The organism is Shewanella sp. MR-4, from assembly GCF_000014685.1.
Taxonomy (GTDB): Bacteria; Pseudomonadota; Gammaproteobacteria; order Enterobacterales; family Shewanellaceae; genus Shewanella.
This window is the reverse complement of the sequence record NC_008321.1, coordinates 790,016-808,552: the sequence shown is the minus strand read 5'-3', so window position 1 is coordinate 808,552 and position 18,537 is coordinate 790,016. Positions and strand designations below refer to the sequence as shown.

At 48.2% G+C, this 18,537-nt stretch carries 15 protein-coding genes; 10 read left to right on the top strand and 5 right to left on the bottom strand.

Annotated features, from left to right (window positions below):
* Nucleotides 1–11: 11 nt before the first annotated feature.
* On the bottom strand, nucleotides 12–4,565 hold the full coding sequence (locus SHEWMR4_RS03635; RefSeq protein ID WP_011621493.1) for a biotin carboxylase N-terminal domain-containing protein: 4,554 nt from the start codon (nucleotides 4,563–4,565) through the stop codon (nucleotides 12–14).
* A 122-nt stretch (nucleotides 4,566–4,687) separates the two neighbouring features.
* On the opposite strand from SHEWMR4_RS03635, the gene SHEWMR4_RS03630 reads away from it, so the two are divergent.
* Entirely contained in the window at nucleotides 4,688–5,599 is a 912-nt protein-coding gene (locus SHEWMR4_RS03630; RefSeq protein ID WP_011621492.1) for a LysR family transcriptional regulator, read from the top strand.
* A 306-nt stretch (nucleotides 5,600–5,905) separates the two neighbouring features.
* On the opposite strand, the gene blaOXA is transcribed toward SHEWMR4_RS03630, so the two are convergent.
* The gene (gene blaOXA / locus SHEWMR4_RS03625; RefSeq protein ID WP_011621491.1) at nucleotides 5,906–6,703 is read right to left on the bottom strand and encodes an OXA-48 family class D beta-lactamase; all 798 of its coding nucleotides are present in this window, start codon (nucleotides 6,701–6,703) and stop codon (nucleotides 5,906–5,908) included.
* Nucleotides 6,704–7,052: 349 nt separating this feature from the next.
* Here blaOXA and SHEWMR4_RS03620 point away from each other — a divergent pair, with 349 nt between their 5' ends.
* The 9 genes from SHEWMR4_RS03620 to SHEWMR4_RS03580 all read left to right on the top strand — a co-directional run bounded on the left by SHEWMR4_RS03620 (nucleotide 7,053) and on the right by SHEWMR4_RS03580 (nucleotide 16,240).
* Nucleotides 7,053–8,210, top strand: a complete 1,158-nt coding sequence (locus tag SHEWMR4_RS03620) for a hypothetical protein (protein ID WP_011621490.1) — start codon at nucleotides 7,053–7,055, stop codon at nucleotides 8,208–8,210.
* 180 nt (nucleotides 8,211–8,390) lie between these two features.
* A complete protein-coding gene (locus SHEWMR4_RS03615; RefSeq protein ID WP_011621489.1) occupies nucleotides 8,391–8,996 on the top strand; it encodes a SprT family zinc-dependent metalloprotease in 606 nt (201 codons plus the stop codon).
* A 126-nt stretch (nucleotides 8,997–9,122) separates the two neighbouring features.
* Nucleotides 9,123–9,899, top strand: a complete 777-nt coding sequence (endA, locus tag SHEWMR4_RS03610; protein ID WP_083757877.1) for an endonuclease EndA — start codon at nucleotides 9,123–9,125, stop codon at nucleotides 9,897–9,899.
* 8 nt (nucleotides 9,900–9,907) lie between these two features.
* A complete protein-coding gene (gene rsmE, locus SHEWMR4_RS03605) occupies nucleotides 9,908–10,639 on the top strand; it encodes a 16S rRNA (uracil(1498)-N(3))-methyltransferase (RefSeq protein WP_011621487.1) in 732 nt (243 codons plus the stop codon).
* A 108-nt stretch (nucleotides 10,640–10,747) separates the two neighbouring features.
* Nucleotides 10,748–11,695: a glutathione synthase gene (gene gshB, locus SHEWMR4_RS03600; protein WP_011621486.1), complete on the top strand. Its 948-nt coding sequence runs from the start codon at nucleotides 10,748–10,750 to the stop codon at nucleotides 11,693–11,695.
* Nucleotides 11,696–11,768: 73 nt separating this feature from the next.
* Nucleotides 11,769–13,181 (top strand): alkaline phosphatase, encoded by a 1,413-nt coding sequence (locus SHEWMR4_RS03595; protein ID WP_011621485.1) that lies wholly within the window; start codon nucleotides 11,769–11,771, stop codon nucleotides 13,179–13,181.
* 187 nt (nucleotides 13,182–13,368) lie between these two features.
* Complete coding sequence (locus SHEWMR4_RS03590) at nucleotides 13,369–14,397, top strand: methyltransferase (RefSeq protein WP_041408961.1); 1,029 nt, start codon at nucleotides 13,369–13,371, stop codon at nucleotides 14,395–14,397.
* Nucleotides 14,398–14,742: 345 nt separating this feature from the next.
* Nucleotides 14,743–15,075 carry a YggL family protein gene (locus tag SHEWMR4_RS03585; protein WP_011621483.1) on the top strand — a complete coding sequence of 111 codons (333 nt, stop codon included), beginning with the start codon at nucleotides 14,743–14,745 and terminating at the stop codon, nucleotides 15,073–15,075.
* A 694-nt stretch (nucleotides 15,076–15,769) separates the two neighbouring features.
* On the top strand, nucleotides 15,770–16,240 hold the full coding sequence (locus tag SHEWMR4_RS03580) for a hypothetical protein (RefSeq protein WP_049764453.1): 471 nt from the start codon (nucleotides 15,770–15,772) through the stop codon (nucleotides 16,238–16,240).
* Between the two features lie 468 nt (nucleotides 16,241–16,708).
* Here the strand turns inward: SHEWMR4_RS03580 and murA are convergent, their stop codons facing one another.
* From murA to SHEWMR4_RS03565, 3 genes are read right to left on the bottom strand one after another with little or no spacing between them, the layout of a single operon-like run.
* Nucleotides 16,709–17,968: a UDP-N-acetylglucosamine 1-carboxyvinyltransferase gene (gene murA, locus SHEWMR4_RS03575; protein WP_011621482.1), complete on the bottom strand. Its 1,260-nt coding sequence runs from the start codon at nucleotides 17,966–17,968 to the stop codon at nucleotides 16,709–16,711.
* A 12-nt stretch (nucleotides 17,969–17,980) separates the two neighbouring features.
* On the bottom strand, nucleotides 17,981–18,232 hold the full coding sequence (locus SHEWMR4_RS03570) for a BolA family protein (RefSeq protein WP_011621481.1): 252 nt from the start codon (nucleotides 18,230–18,232) through the stop codon (nucleotides 17,981–17,983).
* Nucleotides 18,233–18,248: 16 nt separating this feature from the next.
* Nucleotides 18,249–18,533 (bottom strand): lipid asymmetry maintenance protein MlaB, encoded by a 285-nt coding sequence (locus SHEWMR4_RS03565; protein ID WP_011621480.1) that lies wholly within the window; start codon nucleotides 18,531–18,533, stop codon nucleotides 18,249–18,251.
* Between the last annotated feature and the right edge of the window lie 4 nt (nucleotides 18,534–18,537).

Below are 18,537 nucleotides of genomic sequence, written 5' to 3'. Positions count from 1 at the left end.
CTTAAGCGCGATTAATCTTCTACTGGCGATACCACGAAGAGTAAGTCACCTTGCGATACTTGCTGACCATTGCTGTTCAGAATACGCTCGATGCGGTACTTCTTATCTTCAGGGTACAGCACTGCACCTTGACGGTTGAAGCCGGCTAAGTTGACCTGAGAGAACATCTTCATCGCTTCAGTTAACGCAAGCGTTTGATCTGCAGTAACAATATCGCCTTCTTTCACGAAGTCAGGTTCGCCAGGGGCTGGAGAGGTATAGAAGATACCTGCGCCTTGGGCTAATACTTTCAGTTCGTTACTTTCACCGACACGCAGTGACTCAGTGTCTACACCCACGGTTTCAGCAGCGGCTTCCATTTCAGCGATCAGCGCTGGAATATCTAGCTCAGCCATGAAACGTGGCAGGTAGTTAGTGTCGTATACGCCTTCTTTGAAGGTGCCATCACTTAGGATCAGTTTCAGCAATGGAATGTTAGTCGCGATACCTTTAAGCACTACGCTGTCTAAGTAAGCGTGCAGTTTCGCGATAACGTCTTCACGGTTTTCACCGCGCATAATCACCTGAGCGATTAAGCTGTCGTAGTATGGTGATACTTCTTTACCCGCGGCGGCAATCGAGATGATTTCCACATCTGGATGATCAGGGAATACACATTCGGTGATCTTGCCAGGATTTGGGATAAGTTGGAGTACACCATGGCTGTCCAGTGCTGCTTTTTCTGCAGTCACACGCACTTCCATCGCATAACCAATTTCTTTCGGCTCTAGGTTCTCGATTGAACGACCCGCAGCGATATCAAACTGCGCGCTCACGATATCGATACCTGAAGTCGCTTCAGTAACTGGATGCTCTACCTGCAGACGGGTGTTCATTTCCATGAAGTACACTTCGTTCGCATCTAAGTTATAGATGAACTCAACTGTACCTGCGCCCATATAATCGGTCGCATCACCTAAAGCACGGGTGTAAGCCAGCACTTGTTTCTTCAGTTCTTCTGGCAGCATGGTTGAACCAGACTCTTCGACCACTTTCTGGTTGTTACGTTGTACAGAACAGTCACGTAAACCCAGAACCTTAGCGTTACCAAACTTGTCACGCAGTAACTGCACTTCGATATGACGCAGTGACGTTACATATTTCTCTAAGTACAAGTCGCCGTTACCAAAGGCCGCAGCCGCTTCGGTAGAGGTCTTTTGGAATAAACCAATCATATCCTCAGGGCGTTTAACGACCTGGATACCTTTACCGCCACCGCCTTGTACCGCTTTGAGCAGCACAGGGTAACCAATTTCATTGGCCACGTTCACTGCTTGCTCAGCGTTCGTCAGAATACCGTGTGAACCTGGTACTACTGGCACGTTTTGGCTTTGTGATGTCTTAATCGCGTTCGACTTGTTACCCATAGTCGTCATTGAATGCACGCTAGGACCAACGAAGTTAACCCCATTGTTCACACACAATGCCGCAAATTGTGGGCTTTCAGACAGGAAGCCGATACCTGGGTGCAGTGCATCAACTTGCTCGTATTCGGCCACTTTGAGCACTGAGTAAGCGTTCAGGTAACTTTCGTCAGAGGTGTTACCACCTAAGCAGACTAACTTGTCTGAGTCTTTCAGCATATCCGCAGGTACGGCGGTCATGTCAGGATCTGACGCCACTAATACCACGTTGATATCGTTATCGTGAGCCTTACGGATCAACTTAACAGCGGTACAACCACGGGCATGAACCAATACTTTGTTAATTGGTTTCATTAACTTACGTGGATCGTTTTGAACAATCACTTCTTCTTCAACAGGCGCTTCAACAACCAGTGTTGATAGGGCGTTGATGATCACGTCACTGATCTTCGCCGTTGGCATTGGCATCAGAGGATCGATGCTCGCCAATTGGTTATCTAAGGTTTCGCTGAATGGGTTGTGGACTAAGCCCGCCATTGCACCTGGTACTTTCGACAAGTAGTTAGACAGTGTCGAAGTCGAAGGCAAGTAAGCTGGCACCACCATTTGACCCGCGAATGGCATGTTAGTACCAGACAGGTAATAGGTTTGCACTAATGGGTGAGTCACGAAACTCGCCTGCGCACCACCAGTACAGTCACCAAAACCGAACATCAGTACTGGCAATTCGTTATCACGGATGAAACGAGTGATACGGTCGTTCACAACAGCCATAGAGAACAGTGCCGCAGCACCTTCTTTAGTCTGCATACCGCCTGAGCTGATAAAGCAAACAACAGGTAGCTTACGCTTAGCACACTCGATCAGCAGCGCAGAGAATTTCTCAGCACTCGCCATATCGAAGGCCCCCGCTTGGAATGCAGTGTTAGACACAGCCACACCCACACGGACTTTTTGACCTTTTTCTTTAAAGTCAGCAATACCTGTGATCAGACCGCAAGGACGAATGCCTTTGTCTAACGCATCTTCGATTGAGAGACGGAAACCAGGGAAGTTAAGCAAGTTGGCCGACATTTTGTCGCCATTGATCTCTTCAAAATGAGTGAAAAATTGCTTAATCACATTTTCCCACGTCATCTTGCCGGTACGTTTTTCGTCACGTAATACTTTTTGGATCAGTAAGTCCTGATAACCCATGGTCAAGCGGTTCCAGAAGTCCTTACGACGACCGATACGCACAGGGTTAATCGCGCCAGTGTACTTGCTGTTATCGCTTTCACTGTCGAAGTATTCAGGCAGTAAACGCTCGAAGAAGTAAGTCAGGATAACGAATAAACTGTCGTTAAGTTGTGGGAACCCCACACTCTTCCACTGCTCTACACGCACCAAGAGATCGGCACGGTTAGATTGGCCCATAAAGTACTTAAGCCACTTGTAGAATTTCGCCTTGTCGTTAGCGGTATCCTGAGTCGACAGCGCATGGTCAATTGACTTGTGCAGCAGGTTGTTCACTGAGTTACGAGACAGGCTCTTAGACATCATGGCTTCTTTCGCGATAGACGCTAAGCTGCCCACAACGTTGTCGTACAGTGAGTTAAAGATCAGGATGTTATGACATTGCCAAATGAAGTCTTCACGCAGTTCGTCGTTCACAACCACATCGAGCACAGTCAGTTGATTCAGTTCAGGCCACTTGGCTTGAGTCACTGACTTTGGCAGATTTTCAAGGTGCTGGATTAAGCCCTTGAAGTTGTTTGCCGCATTGCTCTTCCAGCGGTGATATAAAGACCAACCGATGTTAAATAACAGCGCCTTACGTGCTTTTTTGTAGTTCTCTTTTGGTTCACCCAAAATCAAACGAGTCAGCATGTTACGCTCGGTAGACACTTCATCGCGCTTAGCAATAAAGTTCGCCCACAGCTTGTTTAGATCTTCATCGTAAACCAGCTTATCAGGGCTTGATAACCAAGCTTGGAATACACGGTCTTGCTCTTGCTGGATACGAGCTAACAAGTCACCTTCAGGCACGCTAACACGTGACAGACGTCCGTATTGCTCCTGAGAGATTGAATGAATGCGGCTACGCAGCGTTAAATAACGCAGGTAACGGTAAGCACTACCAAACAGGTTGTGATGGTTGGTCGGGCTAGTTGCCACGGCCAATTCTGCGTTTAACTCTAACGCCATCAGGTTTTTAGATGGGCTGAGGAAGCGCGCTAAACTGCGGTCATAGTGCTCACGTAAATCTTTAGATTCACGCACAAAGTTGATGGCTGCACGTTCAACAGCTTCGATACTGCTGATGATAGCGCGGCGTAAGTTGTGCTGACGCTCGTCACGGTCACCAGGAGAGAAATCGATGATGCCATCGATACAACCCGCGGTGTATAGCTCTTCTGGAGACACGCCCACAGACTTAGCACATTCCTGCCATGACAGGTTGTACTTACGCGCAATACTCTGCAGACCTTGTGGCTGAATCGTGTTGAAAATACCATCGCGCAGCGATAACAGGATGTTGGCCGCCGCTAATGGAATCGCACCGCCCGAGTAACCCGCACCGATAACGATACCGACTGTTGGCACGTCAACGTTGGCACTCTCAGCAATCGCCTTAGAAATAGAATGTGCTTGGTTTTGGCTGTTAGCCACTTCGCCCGCATCGGCCCCAGGGGTGTCGATGAGATAAACGATAGGCATAGACAATTCGGCGAAATGACGAATCGCTTTACAGGCCGCATAGTGATGTTCAGGCATCCACGCGCCGTTAGCCGTGGTACGCTCTTGGGCAATAAAACCGATACGACGAGTGCGTGAACCGAAATTCAGCTCGACCTCAGCGCTGTAGAAAGAACCCAAGTGAGTTTCGGTAATCAAGCGACCTTTTAGGTCAGCAATGATACGTTTTGCACCAGGACGACCTTTATCTTGGGTCGGCTGGATCACTTTTGCGACGTAACCATCGACATCTAAAGATGCCAAGTCTTTTAAATTTGCCTGAATGGCGTCATCGTTTAAAAGACCTTTAATTTCATCTGATAAGCTCTGTTTACTGTGTTTAGGAAACAGAGAAAAATCTTTTGCCAAATGCTCGGCTTGTAAAAAAAGCGGATCGGGCGTTTGGGCTTGAGTCATGTGTGTGGGCTGATTATTGCTGGTCATCAAAAGATCCTCTGCTTTAGCCTCTGAAAATTTTTAGCCAATAAATATAACTTTGTTATCCCGCCAAATGCCATTAAACTGCATAAGACGCTATGTTCCAAATATGAGACAGTGGGAAAAACATGCCAGATTTAAACGGTATGATGCTATTTGCAGCCGTAGTTAGAGCGAAGGGATTCTCCCAAGCTGCACGTGAAACCGGCCACCCAAAATCCACCATAAGTCGCAAAATCGCGCAGCTCGAAGAAGAACTTGGCGTGCGATTATTACAACGCGACACCCGCAACTTAAGCCTTACTCAAGTCGGGGCCCTCTTTTATCAACACTGTGATTCCATTCGCAATGAGGTGGAAGCGGCCAAGGCTGTTATCGAGAGTACCCATGATGATGTGTCAGGATCATTACGGATAGCTATTCCAGTCTCTTTTAGCCAAGAATTAATCGCTAACCTCTGTAGCGGATTCATGCGTTTATATCCCAATGTGGAATTAGATGTCCAGTTTACCGACAATGATATCGGTTTAGTGGGTGAAGGATATGACATAGCTATCAAATATGGGCCACTGCAATCCTCTGATCTTGTTGCAAGATTACTGTTCGAGCGCCAACCCATTCTCGTGGCAAGCCCGGCCTATTTAAAAGCCCGAGGCACGCCTGCAACCCCCAAGGAATTAAGTGAGCACAGTGGCATCTTACTCGGGACATCACGCTCTGCGCCCATTTGGCCCCTCGGTAAAGGCGCACGTAAGACCATGGTGAATTTTCAACGTAAGGTTAGGGTTAATAGCCCTATTATGGTCAAGCAGTTAGCCCTCGATGACTTTGGTATTGCCATGCTGTCCAACTCCGCCTGCAAGACGGAGTTGGCGAATGGTCAACTGGTTCCCATACTACAAGAATGGCCAATCGAACCCTTTAAGGTCTATGGGGTGTATTCGAGCCGTCGCCAATTAGCCACTAATATCAGTGCCTTCTTGGACTTTTTCGTCAAACGCTTTAGTAGCCAAGAAAGCCTGCAATCCTTGATGGGCTAAGCACTTTATCGCAGCGGTATTCTCCTTTGCCTATATCTCCTCTCCTTGATTCACATACCTATGTTGAAAGACCATGCCATTGAGATAACAAAAAGCCTAGCGAATTGACTAGGCTTTTTGCGTTTAGGAATAAGGTGCGACTGCTCAGACTAACTGGTAGCTCGCTGAGTATAAGTCTATGGTGTCTGACCGAATTAAGTATGAGCAATTAGCTATGAGCGCATCAGCATAAGCATAAGCATTTTGTCCATATATCTTTACAGCTTATATGACGGCTATTTTACACAAATGCGCCGCTAACCACTTCTAAGGAATAATTTTTTCCTGTTTCAGCACTGCTTTCGTAATGCTTTGACGTAACCCTAAGCCCTCAGCGGAAGGCATATCCATATTGGTCGCGAAAAACCACACATTATCATCCAGTTCGACCCAGCCAACCCACCAACCGATTTTCGGTTCAATTCTGACCGAATAGCCGGTTTTCGCTCGGATGATATAGTCGGCATTTGCCTCGGTCAGCATGGCTTGTTTCACGATGCGCTGACTACGCTCAGAAACGTGCAGCTTGTTGTGGTACAGCTTGCGTAAAAAAGCGATTTGCTGGGTAGCCGAAATGCGAATACCACCATCGAGCCAAAAACTGTCCAAATTGCCCGAGATATCCTCATTGCCATAATCGAAGGCGTGCAGCATTTTATTCATACGAGCCTCGCCAATTTGGCGGGCAAATTCTTGATAAACAGGCACAACCGAATACTTCATCGCGGTGATTAAATCATGGTCACGATTCCATGCGGCGATATCTCGCGTCTGTCCATCCCATTTAAAGACCTGATGCTCATCCTTAACCACACCTAAGTCCAAGGCAATTAAACTGTTTGGGATCTTAAAGGTCGATGCCGGTAAAAATGCTTGGTTTGCCCGTTTAAGATCGTTAGTAAAACCCTGCTGTGTATTCTCGTTCCAGAGCACAACCACGCCTTGGGTTTTATGTTCGCTAAAGTGAGCATTCCAGCTCTTGTTCTCTTGCCACTCCTTTGCCACCGCAGGCATGCCAATCATCGTTGTCACCATCAACACAGCCGATAAGGCTAACGCACGCATAATGTCCCCTTGCCTAATGCAATAAATCCATAAAAATGAGGCGCTAAGAGTAGCACCGTCTTGGCGGGCTTTCCCTAGCAAACTGCTGACCAATTGTGGCAAAAATAAGGCAGGCACTTATGCCCGCGTTTCTCGCCACTCAACGCTGATTAACGCCCGTACACTGACCTCAATATGCAAAACAGGAATAAGATCCTCGAATCACTCTAGGTAAACTCTTATACTCAAAACAATCATTGTGACTTTTTGGCATAAGTTACATCCTCTCTAGGATGAAGCAAACCCAAACGCCTTAGGAACATCGCCCTTTTCCAGCAAAATAAGTGATTAAAATAAAAAGGAAACGCCAATGTTAAAGCCCAGCCTCGTTTTTATCCTCGCCAGCACAGTGGCGCAAACCGCAGCTGCCGTACAACTCCTAGGAGATGTGGAAGTTTCCCGCATTCCTACTGCAGAAAAAACCATGGCAGAAGTGGTCAACCGCTATCAAGCCTTGGACGAAGGCTTGGCGACTCAGCTTTCCGCACAGAAGAATGAACGCGATGCAACCCAACTTGCAGCCCGCCAAGGCCACAGACTGTGGCAACAGGCGGTGCGTGATGTGCAGTCAGGTCACTTTGACGACAGATCCCTCTACTGGGCTCGGCTCTCAATGTTAAATAGCATCAAGAGCAATAGCGCCAATTTCAAAATGGCCGATTGGCAACAGAATATTTTAGCCAGCGCCGTCGAGAAGGCATCTCGCGGTTTTAGCGATATCCAATTCGGCGACGATGTTCAGATAAAAATCTTCCTGACGGGATTCGACCCTTTCTTCCTCGATAAAGACATCAGCCAGAGCAATCCTTCAGGCTTGGTCGCCCTTGCCCTCGATGGTTTTAGGTTTGATATCAACGGCAAAAAAGCCCAAATCGAAACCGCGATGATCCCAGTGCGCTTCGAGGATTTTGACCAAGGCATTATCGAATCCTTACTCAGCCCCATTTATCGCGATCCTAAAACCCAGTTTGTCTTTACCGTCAGCATGGGCCGCAGTGACTTTGATATTGAACGCTTCCCCGGCCGTAACCGTAGCGCCGCCGCGCCGGATAACCAAAATCTGTACACAGGCGGAAGCAAAACCGCGCCTGTCGCCCCCAAACTCAATGGTAAAGACTTTATCGGCCCTGAGTTTGTTGAGTTTTCACTGCCCGTCGCCGCCATGCAGGTCAAAGACGGCCAATGGAAAGTCAACGACAACCATACAGTGACCACCCTAGCCCGCGGCGAATTTAATGCCAGCTCCCTAAACGAGCTGCAAAATGAAACCTCGGTCGAAGGTTCTGGCGGTGGGTATCTCTCAAACGAGATTTCTTATCGCGCCATTGTGTTACAGCAAAAGTTCAACAGCCCAGCCAAGGTCGGCCATATCCACACCCCAAGGGTGAAGGGCTACGACAATGCCACTGAACAAGCCATCGTCGAGCAAGTGCGCACTATGGTGATGCAAGCTGCGGCGAGCCTGTAACAATCGCAATACTGGCATTGTCTGCAAGCGTTCGTTATGATGCGAACGCTTGCAAGTCGCCTTGAATGAGGGCTTTGAGCATGAGAGTTTTGAACTCAGCGAATCGTAATAGATGTCTTGCGATAGCTAGATGAGTTGTTTAATTGATGCTTTGCAAAATAAGAGTTAACGCCTAAGTCTATGTTTAACCCGAGATCCCTACTCAATAGCCTGCGCCGTAAAGCCATCTCATCCACGAGTATCACCTCAGCAACGGCGGCTAACTCGGCCACGCCACAACGCCAGCCAAAGCCACTGACACCCCTGCAGCAACAAATCTTGGTACGCATCGAAGACTGTTACCAGCAGGCGGAAATCTACTTCAAGCGTCCATTTGCGCGGCCGCTAACTCAATTTACCCTGCGGGGACGGAGTGCGGGCACGGCCCATTTGCAACAGAATCGCCTACGATTTAATTCCGTATTACTCAGGGAAAATAGCGAAGCCTTTTTAGCCGAAGTGGTGCCCCACGAAATAAGCCATTTGCTCTGTTTCCAACTCTTTGGCAAAACCAAACCCCATGGCCGCGAGTGGCAATCCATCATGCTCAAGCTGTTCAAGGTGAGCCCCAATACCACCCACAGTTTCGATACTCAGTCGGTTAAAGGGAAAGACTTTGAATACCGCTGCGCCTGCGGCCCGATTCGGCTGAGCATCCGTCGCCATAATAAAGTGTTGCGTGGTGAGACCCGTTATCTATGCAAACGCTGCCATACCCACCTCACCTTTACCGAAGCCGCCGAATAATCCGCCGTACACTAAATCCTCGGCCAAAAGTACGAGCGATTTGCATAAGGCGCAGTATTTCCCTTACCATTCGGGTATAAGAGACGAGCCACAGGCTCGCGTAGTACAGATTACTTTTTGGGATAAATATTGAACAACTCCAAGATAGCCTTAAGGTCTCGGCAAGCCTTGCTGTGCCTATTCAGTTGGCTGGCGGTTTCGGCCTCAGTCCATGCCTCTCCTTCACACCCCAATAGTTTTAGCCAAGCCAAGGTCTTGTCCCAATCTTTATATCAAGGCAGCCGTCAGGGCACCTTGCCAGCGGTCAGTTTTTATTGTGGCTGTGATATCCAAATAAAGGGCAAATCCTGGAAGCCAGATCTCAACAGCTGCGGCTATCAAGTGCGTAAACAAGAGACCCGCGCCAACCGCATCGAGTGGGAACATATAGTCCCGGCGTGGGAATTTGGTCACCAATTACAATGCTGGCAAAAGGGCGGCCGTAAAAACTGCGCCGATAACAGTAAAGAATTCAATAAAATGGAAGCGGACATGCACAATCTGGTGCCCGCGATTGGTGAAGTGAACGGCGATCGCAGCAACTTCCGTTTTAGCCAATGGAACGGTAAGGCCGACCAATATGGTCAATGCGCCATAGTCATCGACTTTAAGAATCGCCAAGCCCAGCCGCCCGCTAATGCCCGCGGCAAAATAGCCCGCACTTACCTGTATATGCAGCAAACCTACGGCCTTAAAATCGCCTCGCAGCAATTAAAATTGTTCAAAGCATGGGATAAAAGCTATCCAGTTGATACTATTGAATGCAAACGCGATAACGCCATAGCGCAAATCCAAGGTAATCATAATCCCTTTGTGCAGAATGCCTGCAATGCGCCGCCACTGCGCCAACAATTAGCCGAATAAGGTCGACAATGAGAGTTCCAAGAATTTATCAACCTCAACCATTAGCCGTAAATCAACAGCTGAATTTAGATGAGGATGGCGCAGCCCATATTGGCAAAGTGTTGCGTATGGGCAGTGGCGAACACATTAGCCTGTTTAATGGCGATGGTAATGATTATCTTGCCGAAATTGTCGATGCGGGTAAAAAATCGGTCACGGTAAAAGTGCTCTCCTGTGAGGCTAATCCATCGGAATCGCCCCTCAACCTGCATTTAGGCCAAGTGATTTCCCGCGGCGATCGGATGGAGTTCACCATTCAAAAATCCGTTGAGCTAGGGGTGAATACCATTACGCCACTGTTTTCTGACCGCTGCGGCGTCAAACTCACTGGTGAGCGTCTCGAAAAGAAAATCCAGCAATGGCAAAAGATTGTGATCAGCGCCTGTGAGCAATCTGGCCGTAGCCAAGTGCCCATCGTTCGCCCCGCCATGGAATTACAGGAATGGTGCAGCGAACCGACCAGCGCACTCAAACTCAACTTGCACCCAAGAGCAGCGCACGGTATCAATGGCTTAGATTTATCCCATACCCGTGTACGCCTGCTGATCGGCCCCGAAGGGGGATTATCGGCGGAAGAAATCGCCATGACGGAAACCTACCAGTTTACCGATGTGTTACTCGGCCCCCGAGTGCTGCGCACCGAAACCGCCTCACTCACGGCGATTACCGCGCTGCAACTTAGATTCGGTGACTTAGGTTAAATCTAAAATGGTTAAACGCCAGCGGGTAACACACTGGCTGGCGAATCGATTACTGGCTAATCCATAAATGCTTTTTGCCTGCGACGGCAATCAATAAGGAACAGATTAATGATAAAACTCGGCATAGTGATGGACCCCATCAGTGAGATCAACATTAAGAAAGACTCCAGTTTTGCCATGCTAATGGCGGCGCAGGAAAGGGGTTACCAACTGTTTTATATGGAAATGGCCGACCTCGCCATGGTCAACGGCGTAGCTATGGGCAATATGCGTCCATTACAGGTCATCAACGATGCCAATAAATGGTTCGAACTAGGCGAGGCTCAAGACACGCCGCTGAGCGAGTTGAACGTGGTGTTAATGCGTAAAGACCCACCGTTCGATACCGAATTTATCTACGCCACTTACATGCTAGAGCGCGCCGAAGAGCAAGGCGTGCTGATTGTAAATAAGCCGCAAAGCTTGCGCGATGCCAACGAAAAACTATTCACCGCATGGTTTAGCGAATTTACGCCAGAAACCATAGTGACCCGCGATGCTAATCGCATCCGCGCGTTCCACCAAGCCAAGGGCGACATTATCCTCAAGCCATTAGACGGCATGGGCGGCACCTCAATTTTCCGCGTGAAACAGGACGACCCTAACCTTGGGGTGATCATCGAAACCTTGACCCAATATGGCAACCAATACGCCATGGCGCAGGCCTTTATTCCTGAAATCACCAAGGGCGACAAGCGTATTCTGGTGGTGGACGGTGAGCCCGTGCCCTACGCCTTAGCGCGCATTCCGAAAAAAGGCGAAACCCGCGGTAACTTGGCCGCAGGCGGCAGCGGTGTTGCCCAGCCGTTATCGGACTCAGATTGGAAAATCGCCCGCGCCATTGGCCCAGAGCTGAAAAAACGCGGCCTGATTTTTGTGGGTCTGGATGTGATTGGTGACAAGCTGACCGAGATTAACGTCACCAGCCCAACCTGTATCCGTGAAATCCAAGCGGCATTCGATGTGGACATTACTGGCATGCTGTTCGATGCCATCGAAGCCCGTCTTGCCCAGTAAGCTTGTACACCTACAAGATAATATTATTCATTGAAGGCGCCCACAGAGCGCCTACGACTTCTAGGGATCTGATATGAGTTTCACCAAAGCGCCACTGTTATTGCTTGGTATGAGTTTATGGCTCTCCACCTCCGCACTGGCAGTTGAAGCAGGAGCGAATGAGACTGGCCCAGTAAAAGCCCCCTCACGCCCGAAAAATATTGTGATCATGATTGGCGACGGCATGGGGCCTTCCTATACCAGTGCCTATCGTTATTACAAGGACAATCCAGATACCGAAGAAGTCGAACAAACCGTCTTCGACCGTTTATTGGTTGGCATGGCGAGCACTTATCCCGCCAGCGTCAGTGGTTATGTCACCGACTCGGCCGCCGCCGCGACTGCCCTCGCGACAGGAGTCAAATCCTATAACGGCGCCATTTCGGTCGATACACAAAAACAGCCACTGCCTACCATTTTTGAAAAAGCCAAAACCTTAGGCTTGAGCACGGGTGTGGCGGTCACGTCACAAATCAACCATGCCACACCAGCGGCCTTTTTATCCCATAACGAGAGCCGTAAAAACTACGACGCACTGGCATTAAGTTATCTCGAAACCAACGCCGATGTGTTTTTAGGTGGCGGGCAAAAGTACTTTCCTCCAGAGCTGTTAGCCCAGTTCACCGCCAAGGGTTATCAACACATTACCCGCTTTGACGATCTGGCCAGCATTACCCAGCCTAAGGTCTTAGGTTTGTTTGCCGAGGTGCAACTGCCTTGGGCGATTGATGAAAAAGATGCTAAAAAACTCAGCACCTTGACTCAAAAAGCCCTCAGCTTACTGTCGCAAAATGAGCAAGGCTTTGTGCTGCTGGTCGAAGGTAGCCTTATCGACTGGGCGGGACACAACAATGATATCGCCGCCGCCATGGGCGAAATGGATGAGTTTGCCAATGCGATTGAAGTCGTCGAACAATTCGTACGCCAAAATCCCGATACCTTAATGGTTATCACCGCCGACCATAATACTGGCGGGTTATCGATTGGCGCCGATGGCAACTACAACTGGAATCCAGAGATCCTACGTAATATCTCGGCAAGCTCAGATACCTTAGCCCAAGCCGCTCTTGGTGGTGACACTTGGCAAGCCGACCTATCCCGCGGGCTAGGCTTTGAATTGACCGAAGAAGAAGTGACTAAGTTAAATGTTGCCAGAATGCAGGGCTTAGAAACCATGGCCGTTGCGATTCGCCATGTGATTGATAAACGTACCGATACGGGTTGGACAACCGGCGGCCACACGGGGACCGACGTGCAAGTCTTTGCCGCAGGCCCAGCCTCTGAGTTGTTTAACGGTCATCAAGACAACACAGATATCGCCAATAAGATTTTTAGCCTGTTACCTAAGCCTAAAAAGCCAAAAGCCACCGCACAGGTATCGACTCCAGCTCCAGCGCCTGCACCAGCACCAGCACCAGAACTAGCACCAGTGCAGTCTCAGGGCTAATTTGCTGCGATTAGCTAATAGATGAAAGGCAACAGTGTTAACACAGTTGCCTTTTTTATTGGCTTTCATTCCGCACCGTTCGAGTGAGCGCTGTTTTGCTGCACCCCTTAAGTCGGCGGCATGCAGGCTGGCTCGTAGCCGAATAAGGGGTATAATGCCCGCACTTATTTTTTACGGTAGCCATGCAGTGTTAACGAATCCATCGCAAGTCATTATCCGCAATCAGGAAACCCTGAGCCAACATAAAGTCTTAGTGCTAAACCATGAGGCAGACTCATTGCCCAAAGCACTGCTCGATGTCGCCCAGTCCGTCGATGCCCTCGCCTTGGATTACCACCATTACCTGCATTTAGCGCCGCAGGCTAATGCCAAACTGCGCTGCTATTTTGGCCATCAACTGCCCCACCAGGATAAGTACGACACTGTAATTGTGTACTTTCCTAAGGCTAAGCCGTTAGCGCCCTACTTGTTTAATCTGGCCGCTCAGCATTTAGTGGCAGATGGTCAACTCTTAGTCGTGGGAGAGAACAAAGGCGGGGTTAAATCCTTAGTCAAACTGTTGCCGAAATACTTTGCCACTGGCGTCAAACTCGATAACGCGCGCCATTGCTTACTCTTTGGCAGCAGCCTAATCGATACTGCGCCCGAGATTAAACTCAGCGATTGGACTAGCCAGTATCAACTCGCCACCCCGCAGGGCAATATCACCATCTGCAACTTAGTCGGTGTGTTCAGTGAAAAGCATTTAGACCAAGGCACAGAGCTATTGCTGTCCCATCTGCCAACGCTCTCTGGCCGAGTACTGGATTTTGGCTGCGGCGCCGGTGTGATTGCCGCTGCGCTGTTAAAGGCACAACCGACACTGTCGCTAGAATGTATTGATATCAATGCCATGGCGCTGGCCTCCTGCGAACTTACGCTGGCGGCAAACGGCATGACGGCCAAGGTCTATCCCTCCGATGGACTGGCGCAAACCAGTGGAAAATTCGACGGTATTATCTCCAATCCCCCGTTCCACGATGGCCTTGCCAGCACCACTAGCATTGCCCAAAGTTTTGTCGCCGATAGTGCCAAGCAATTACAATCTAAAGGGATTTGGCAAATCGTCGCTAACCGCCACCTACCCTATTCGGACACCATCGCCGCCGAGTTCGGCCAATTAACCGTGCCAGCAGAGAACAACAAGTACAAACTCTATTCCTTCCAACAGGCCTAATCTTTCGCCCCGCTCGCTTGTGAGTGGGGCGCCCTTGCCGAAATTCAGTGCCCATTGCCTCTGCGGCTAGGTTTTAACGCTATCTTGGTTCGCCTTGCGCGCACGCCTCTAACACAATCATATTATTTGGATTTTTTGGCCGGCATCTATATGATGAAACGCGAATATCTGTATGAATATGAGGTTAAAAGGTTTGAGCAGATTTAGCTGGTTTAACTCACTACGATACCGACTCACCTTCTTTTTCGGTGGGATCAGCCTTATTTTCTGCCTCGGTTTTACCAGTTATTTATCCTCTATCACCTCAGACAAACTACTCAATGCCTATGCGAAATAGGAGGAAATATGGCGAAAAATAGAAGTCGAAGACTAAGAAAAAAACTGTATAGCGATGAATTTTCGGTTTATGGCTTCTCTGTCTCTTGTGACTTAAACATTGATAAAGCATCAGAATACGATGTGGTTATTGACGAATTACTCGACTTTGTAGAGTCTAGAAATCTGATGATTGGCGGAGGTGCAAGTCATAGCAAATTTGACTGTTTTGTTGTTGCCAAAGGCCGCTATGACTCTGTAACTGAGGACGACAGAACGGCAATAGAAACATGGTTTACCAATAAGCCTGAATGTACAAATGTTGAAATTAGCGCATTAGTAGACGTGAATTTCGCTATATAACAAACGCTTCAAGAGGGACTGCCACGCATAGCGTTTCCAGTCCCAATGAGTCACTGTGATTATGGTTGTTGTGCTTGAGTTTAATGTAATGCGTTGGCCTGCCCTTAGTCGGGCGTTAGGCAATTTAATAACCCTCAAAAGGTACATTTAATGTCAAATTACTGGGTTGTTGACGACGACACTTTACGGCAAGCTGCCAACACTTTCACAGCAACTGACTTATATAACTTCGAAAATAATCATCGCCTAACACCTTTCAAGCACTATGGGCTCACTTGACACGTCTGAAATACTTCGTTTTTGAATAAATTAGCTCAACTTATTACCTCTATGCTGTTCATACGACTATTTATGGTTCTTATTTAAGCCATTTTAACTCGGGCAAGTTGTAGATAAACTGAAAGTGCATTATGTTATTGATTTAAAATGGGTGGCCGGATTTATTCTTGGATTTATTCCAACCCAAAGTTGATTCATTTACTTTTGAGCTTTTCAAATGCAATCTTGGCTAGCATTTGCACCATTAGTGCCAGCATTTGTTTTGCTACAAATACAAATGCCTAAAATAAAACAACCTGAGCGTGAGAAAAATGGCATTTAACAAGTTAAATCATCGGGCAACCGCTTACTGGTTGCGCCAAAACGTTCGCGTTTTCCGCTGTTTAAAGCGTTATACGCAATTCGAGTTCTGTTCATGAGAGTAGCAAAGATACTACTCACAGCTTTTAGCATGGTTATTTTATGGGGCTGTGACACCACATACGGTGTTTCTAGATACTCGCCAGTTGGCGCTGTAAGGCTTCCCATTGAATGCATGGTAGAGGCGACAAAATCAGTTGTTGGTGTTTCTGATGTTGAGCACCGCACAGAAGAAGGCGGTCGAGAGTTAACTTTCGGCGGTATACAGCAGCCAGAAATTATTGATAGGTTTCTCTATACCTACGATGGTCTTAATGGAAATTACTATTTTCGAACCAACTACAAAGGCATAGTTGAGTTTCGACACACATACATTGATATCAATCGCCGCCCTCCCCAATCTGAAATTGATAAAATTCGGCCAGTGATGATTGAAATAGAAATATCTGTTAGCCAACAATGCCAAATAGACATATCTGCAAAAACAATCGAAGACTGTATGGGAGTTACATGTGATGGCGTATAACAAAGCCAAACACAATCGTCCATGCAAAAAATGCATGGGCTGGACCTCGCTATCGTTCGGCCTGTGTTGGCGGGGTTAACCCATAAAAATTTTTATCCGAAACAGGCGCGTTAGAGTTAAGGCTTAACTCGAAAATGTCCCTTTGCTTTTTACGTACATATCGTAAATGGGTAGTTAAAATTGGCATTGGGGCACCAGTGACCGTTGGCGACATGGGCGCTCTTTCACATCCATGTGAACGCGGCATTTACACTTCCATGTGCTACAGATGTCGCCGTCGAGCCTATAGGGATACTTCATGTTAAATAAAGAGGCGGCGAGTCACTGGGTAAACAATGACAATAAACTCCATAAATAGGTAAAAAGATTAATAGTTTTTGTCCCTTTCCTTTTTACCTAAACAAATTGCACCCAATAAAAAACCAGCACTTAGCTGGTTTTTTATTGGAAGCGAATCCTAAGCAAATGTTATTGCACACGTTCTACATGTGCGCCCAATCCTTGGAACTTCTGCTCGATATGCTCATAACCGCGATCTAAGTGATAGATGCGATCGACTATGGTTTTACCATCGGCGACTAAGCCTGCGATCACTAGACTTGCCGAAGCACGTAAATCGGTCGCCATCACCTGCGCACCACTCAAAGACTCAATGCCTTGGATAATGCAGGTATTGCCTTCAAGCTCCATGTTCGCGCCCATACGGATAAGTTCTGGCACGTGCATAAAGCGGTTTTCGAAGATGGTTTCGGTAATGGTTGCCGTGCCCTGGGCTAATACGTTAAGCACGCAGAACTGCGCCTGCATATCGGTTGGGAAACCTGGGTATGGCGCCGTCTTGATATTTACCGCTTTTGGACGCTTGCCTTCCATATCGAGCTCAATCCAATCTTCACCAGTGGTGATCTTGGCGCCCGCATCTTCAAGTTTTGCGATAACAGACTCTAATGAAGCAGGATCGGCCTTTAAGCAACGGATACGACCACGGGTCACTGCTGCGGCAACAAGGAAGGAACCGGTTTCGATACGGTCTGGCATCACACGGTACTCACAGCCCTGTAGACGCTCAACGCCTTGAATACGCAGTGTAGCACTGCCCACACCAGTGATCTTCGCGCCCATGGCAATCAAACAGTTAGCCAAGTCGATCACTTCTGGTTCACGGGCCGCGTTTTCAATCACGGTTTCGCCATCGGCAAGTGCCGCGGCCATCAACAGGTTTTCAGTCGCGCCCACGCTCACCATGTCCATAAAAATATGGGCGCCCTTTAAGCGACCATCGACACGGGCCTTGATATAACCTTCTTTCACTTCAATCTTGGCGCCCATCATTTCGAGGCCATGTAAGTGAAGGTTTACTGGACGAGCACCAATGGCGCAGCCACCGGGTAATGACACATCTGCCGTGCCATAACGGGCTAATAACGGGCCAAGGATCAGAATAGAGGCACGCATGGTCTTAACGAGATCGTAAGGTGCGCAGAACTCGTTAAGGTTCTTGGTCGAAATACGGATTTGACCATTGCCTAACTCATCCACATCGGCGCCTAGGCAGCGCAGCAATTTACAGCTGGTGCTCACATCGCGCAAATTGGGGACATTCGACACAATAAAATCAGTCTCGGCTAACACGCCTGCCATCAGAATCGGCAGCGCAGCGTTTTTAGCGCCGGAAATAATCACATCACCAGCAAGCGGAGGGCTTGCTTGAATCGCTAATTTATCCACTTTTCCTCACTACTAGCTGTTGAAAATTTTCTCGCGTTTCCATTGAGTCGGCGTGAAAGTTTTAATCGTTAATGCATGTAACTCACCGCTGGCGATATAGCTCATCAGGGGTGCATAAATGGCTTGTTGTTGTTTTACACGGCTCATGCCGTCAAAACATTCACCGACCGCGATCACTTTGTAGTGGCTGCCATCGGAGCTGGCGTGCACTTCATCCAGTGCTAACGCGTCACGTAAAATCTGTTCTATTAAGCTGCATTCCATGAAATTCGGTACCTTTTCAATTCGCTTCTTCGGTGAAGAAGGACTGTAAATCATATAAATCGATTAATTTTTTTAGCTGATCCGACGCTGAGCATAGCTGTAGTGGCGTGCCATGCTCGCGTACTAACGCCAGCAAAAAAGCCACGCCAGCACTGTCGCTGTATTCCAGCTCAGTGAGCGACAAGATTTGGGTTTCTTGGCTTAACAGGCTTTGCCTTTGCGGCCATAACGCGGCCACTTGTTCCTGTGATAAACGCCCTTTTAGGTGGCAAATGTTACCCTGTTGCACAAATTCAACCACGGCG

What these genes read in the sequence shown, in the direction of transcription:
- SHEWMR4_RS03595 (WP_011621485.1), top strand. Translation starts at nt 11,769, where the DNA reads ATGAGTTTCACCAAAGCGCCACTGTTATTGCTTGGTATGAGTTTATGG.
- SHEWMR4_RS03620 (WP_011621490.1), top strand. Translation starts at nt 7,053, where the DNA reads ATGTTAAAGCCCAGCCTCGTTTTTATCCTCGCCAGCACAGTGGCGCAA.
- SHEWMR4_RS03630 (WP_011621492.1), top strand. Translation starts at nt 4,688, where the DNA reads ATGCCAGATTTAAACGGTATGATGCTATTTGCAGCCGTAGTTAGAGCG.
- blaOXA (WP_011621491.1), bottom strand. Translation starts at nt 6,703, where the DNA reads ATGCGTGCGTTAGCCTTATCGGCTGTGTTGATGGTGACAACGATGATT.
- rsmE (WP_011621487.1), top strand. Translation starts at nt 9,908, where the DNA reads ATGAGAGTTCCAAGAATTTATCAACCTCAACCATTAGCCGTAAATCAA.
- SHEWMR4_RS03570 (WP_011621481.1), bottom strand. Translation starts at nt 18,232, where the DNA reads ATGGAATGCAGCTTAATAGAACAGATTTTACGTGACGCGTTAGCACTG.
- SHEWMR4_RS03580 (WP_049764453.1), top strand. Translation starts at nt 15,770, where the DNA reads ATGAGAGTAGCAAAGATACTACTCACAGCTTTTAGCATGGTTATTTTA.
- gshB (WP_011621486.1), top strand. Translation starts at nt 10,748, where the DNA reads ATGATAAAACTCGGCATAGTGATGGACCCCATCAGTGAGATCAACATT.
- SHEWMR4_RS03615 (WP_011621489.1), top strand. Translation starts at nt 8,391, where the DNA reads ATGTTTAACCCGAGATCCCTACTCAATAGCCTGCGCCGTAAAGCCATC.
- SHEWMR4_RS03585 (WP_011621483.1), top strand. Translation starts at nt 14,743, where the DNA reads ATGGCGAAAAATAGAAGTCGAAGACTAAGAAAAAAACTGTATAGCGAT.
- SHEWMR4_RS03635 (WP_011621493.1), bottom strand. Translation starts at nt 4,565, where the DNA reads ATGACCAGCAATAATCAGCCCACACACATGACTCAAGCCCAAACGCCC.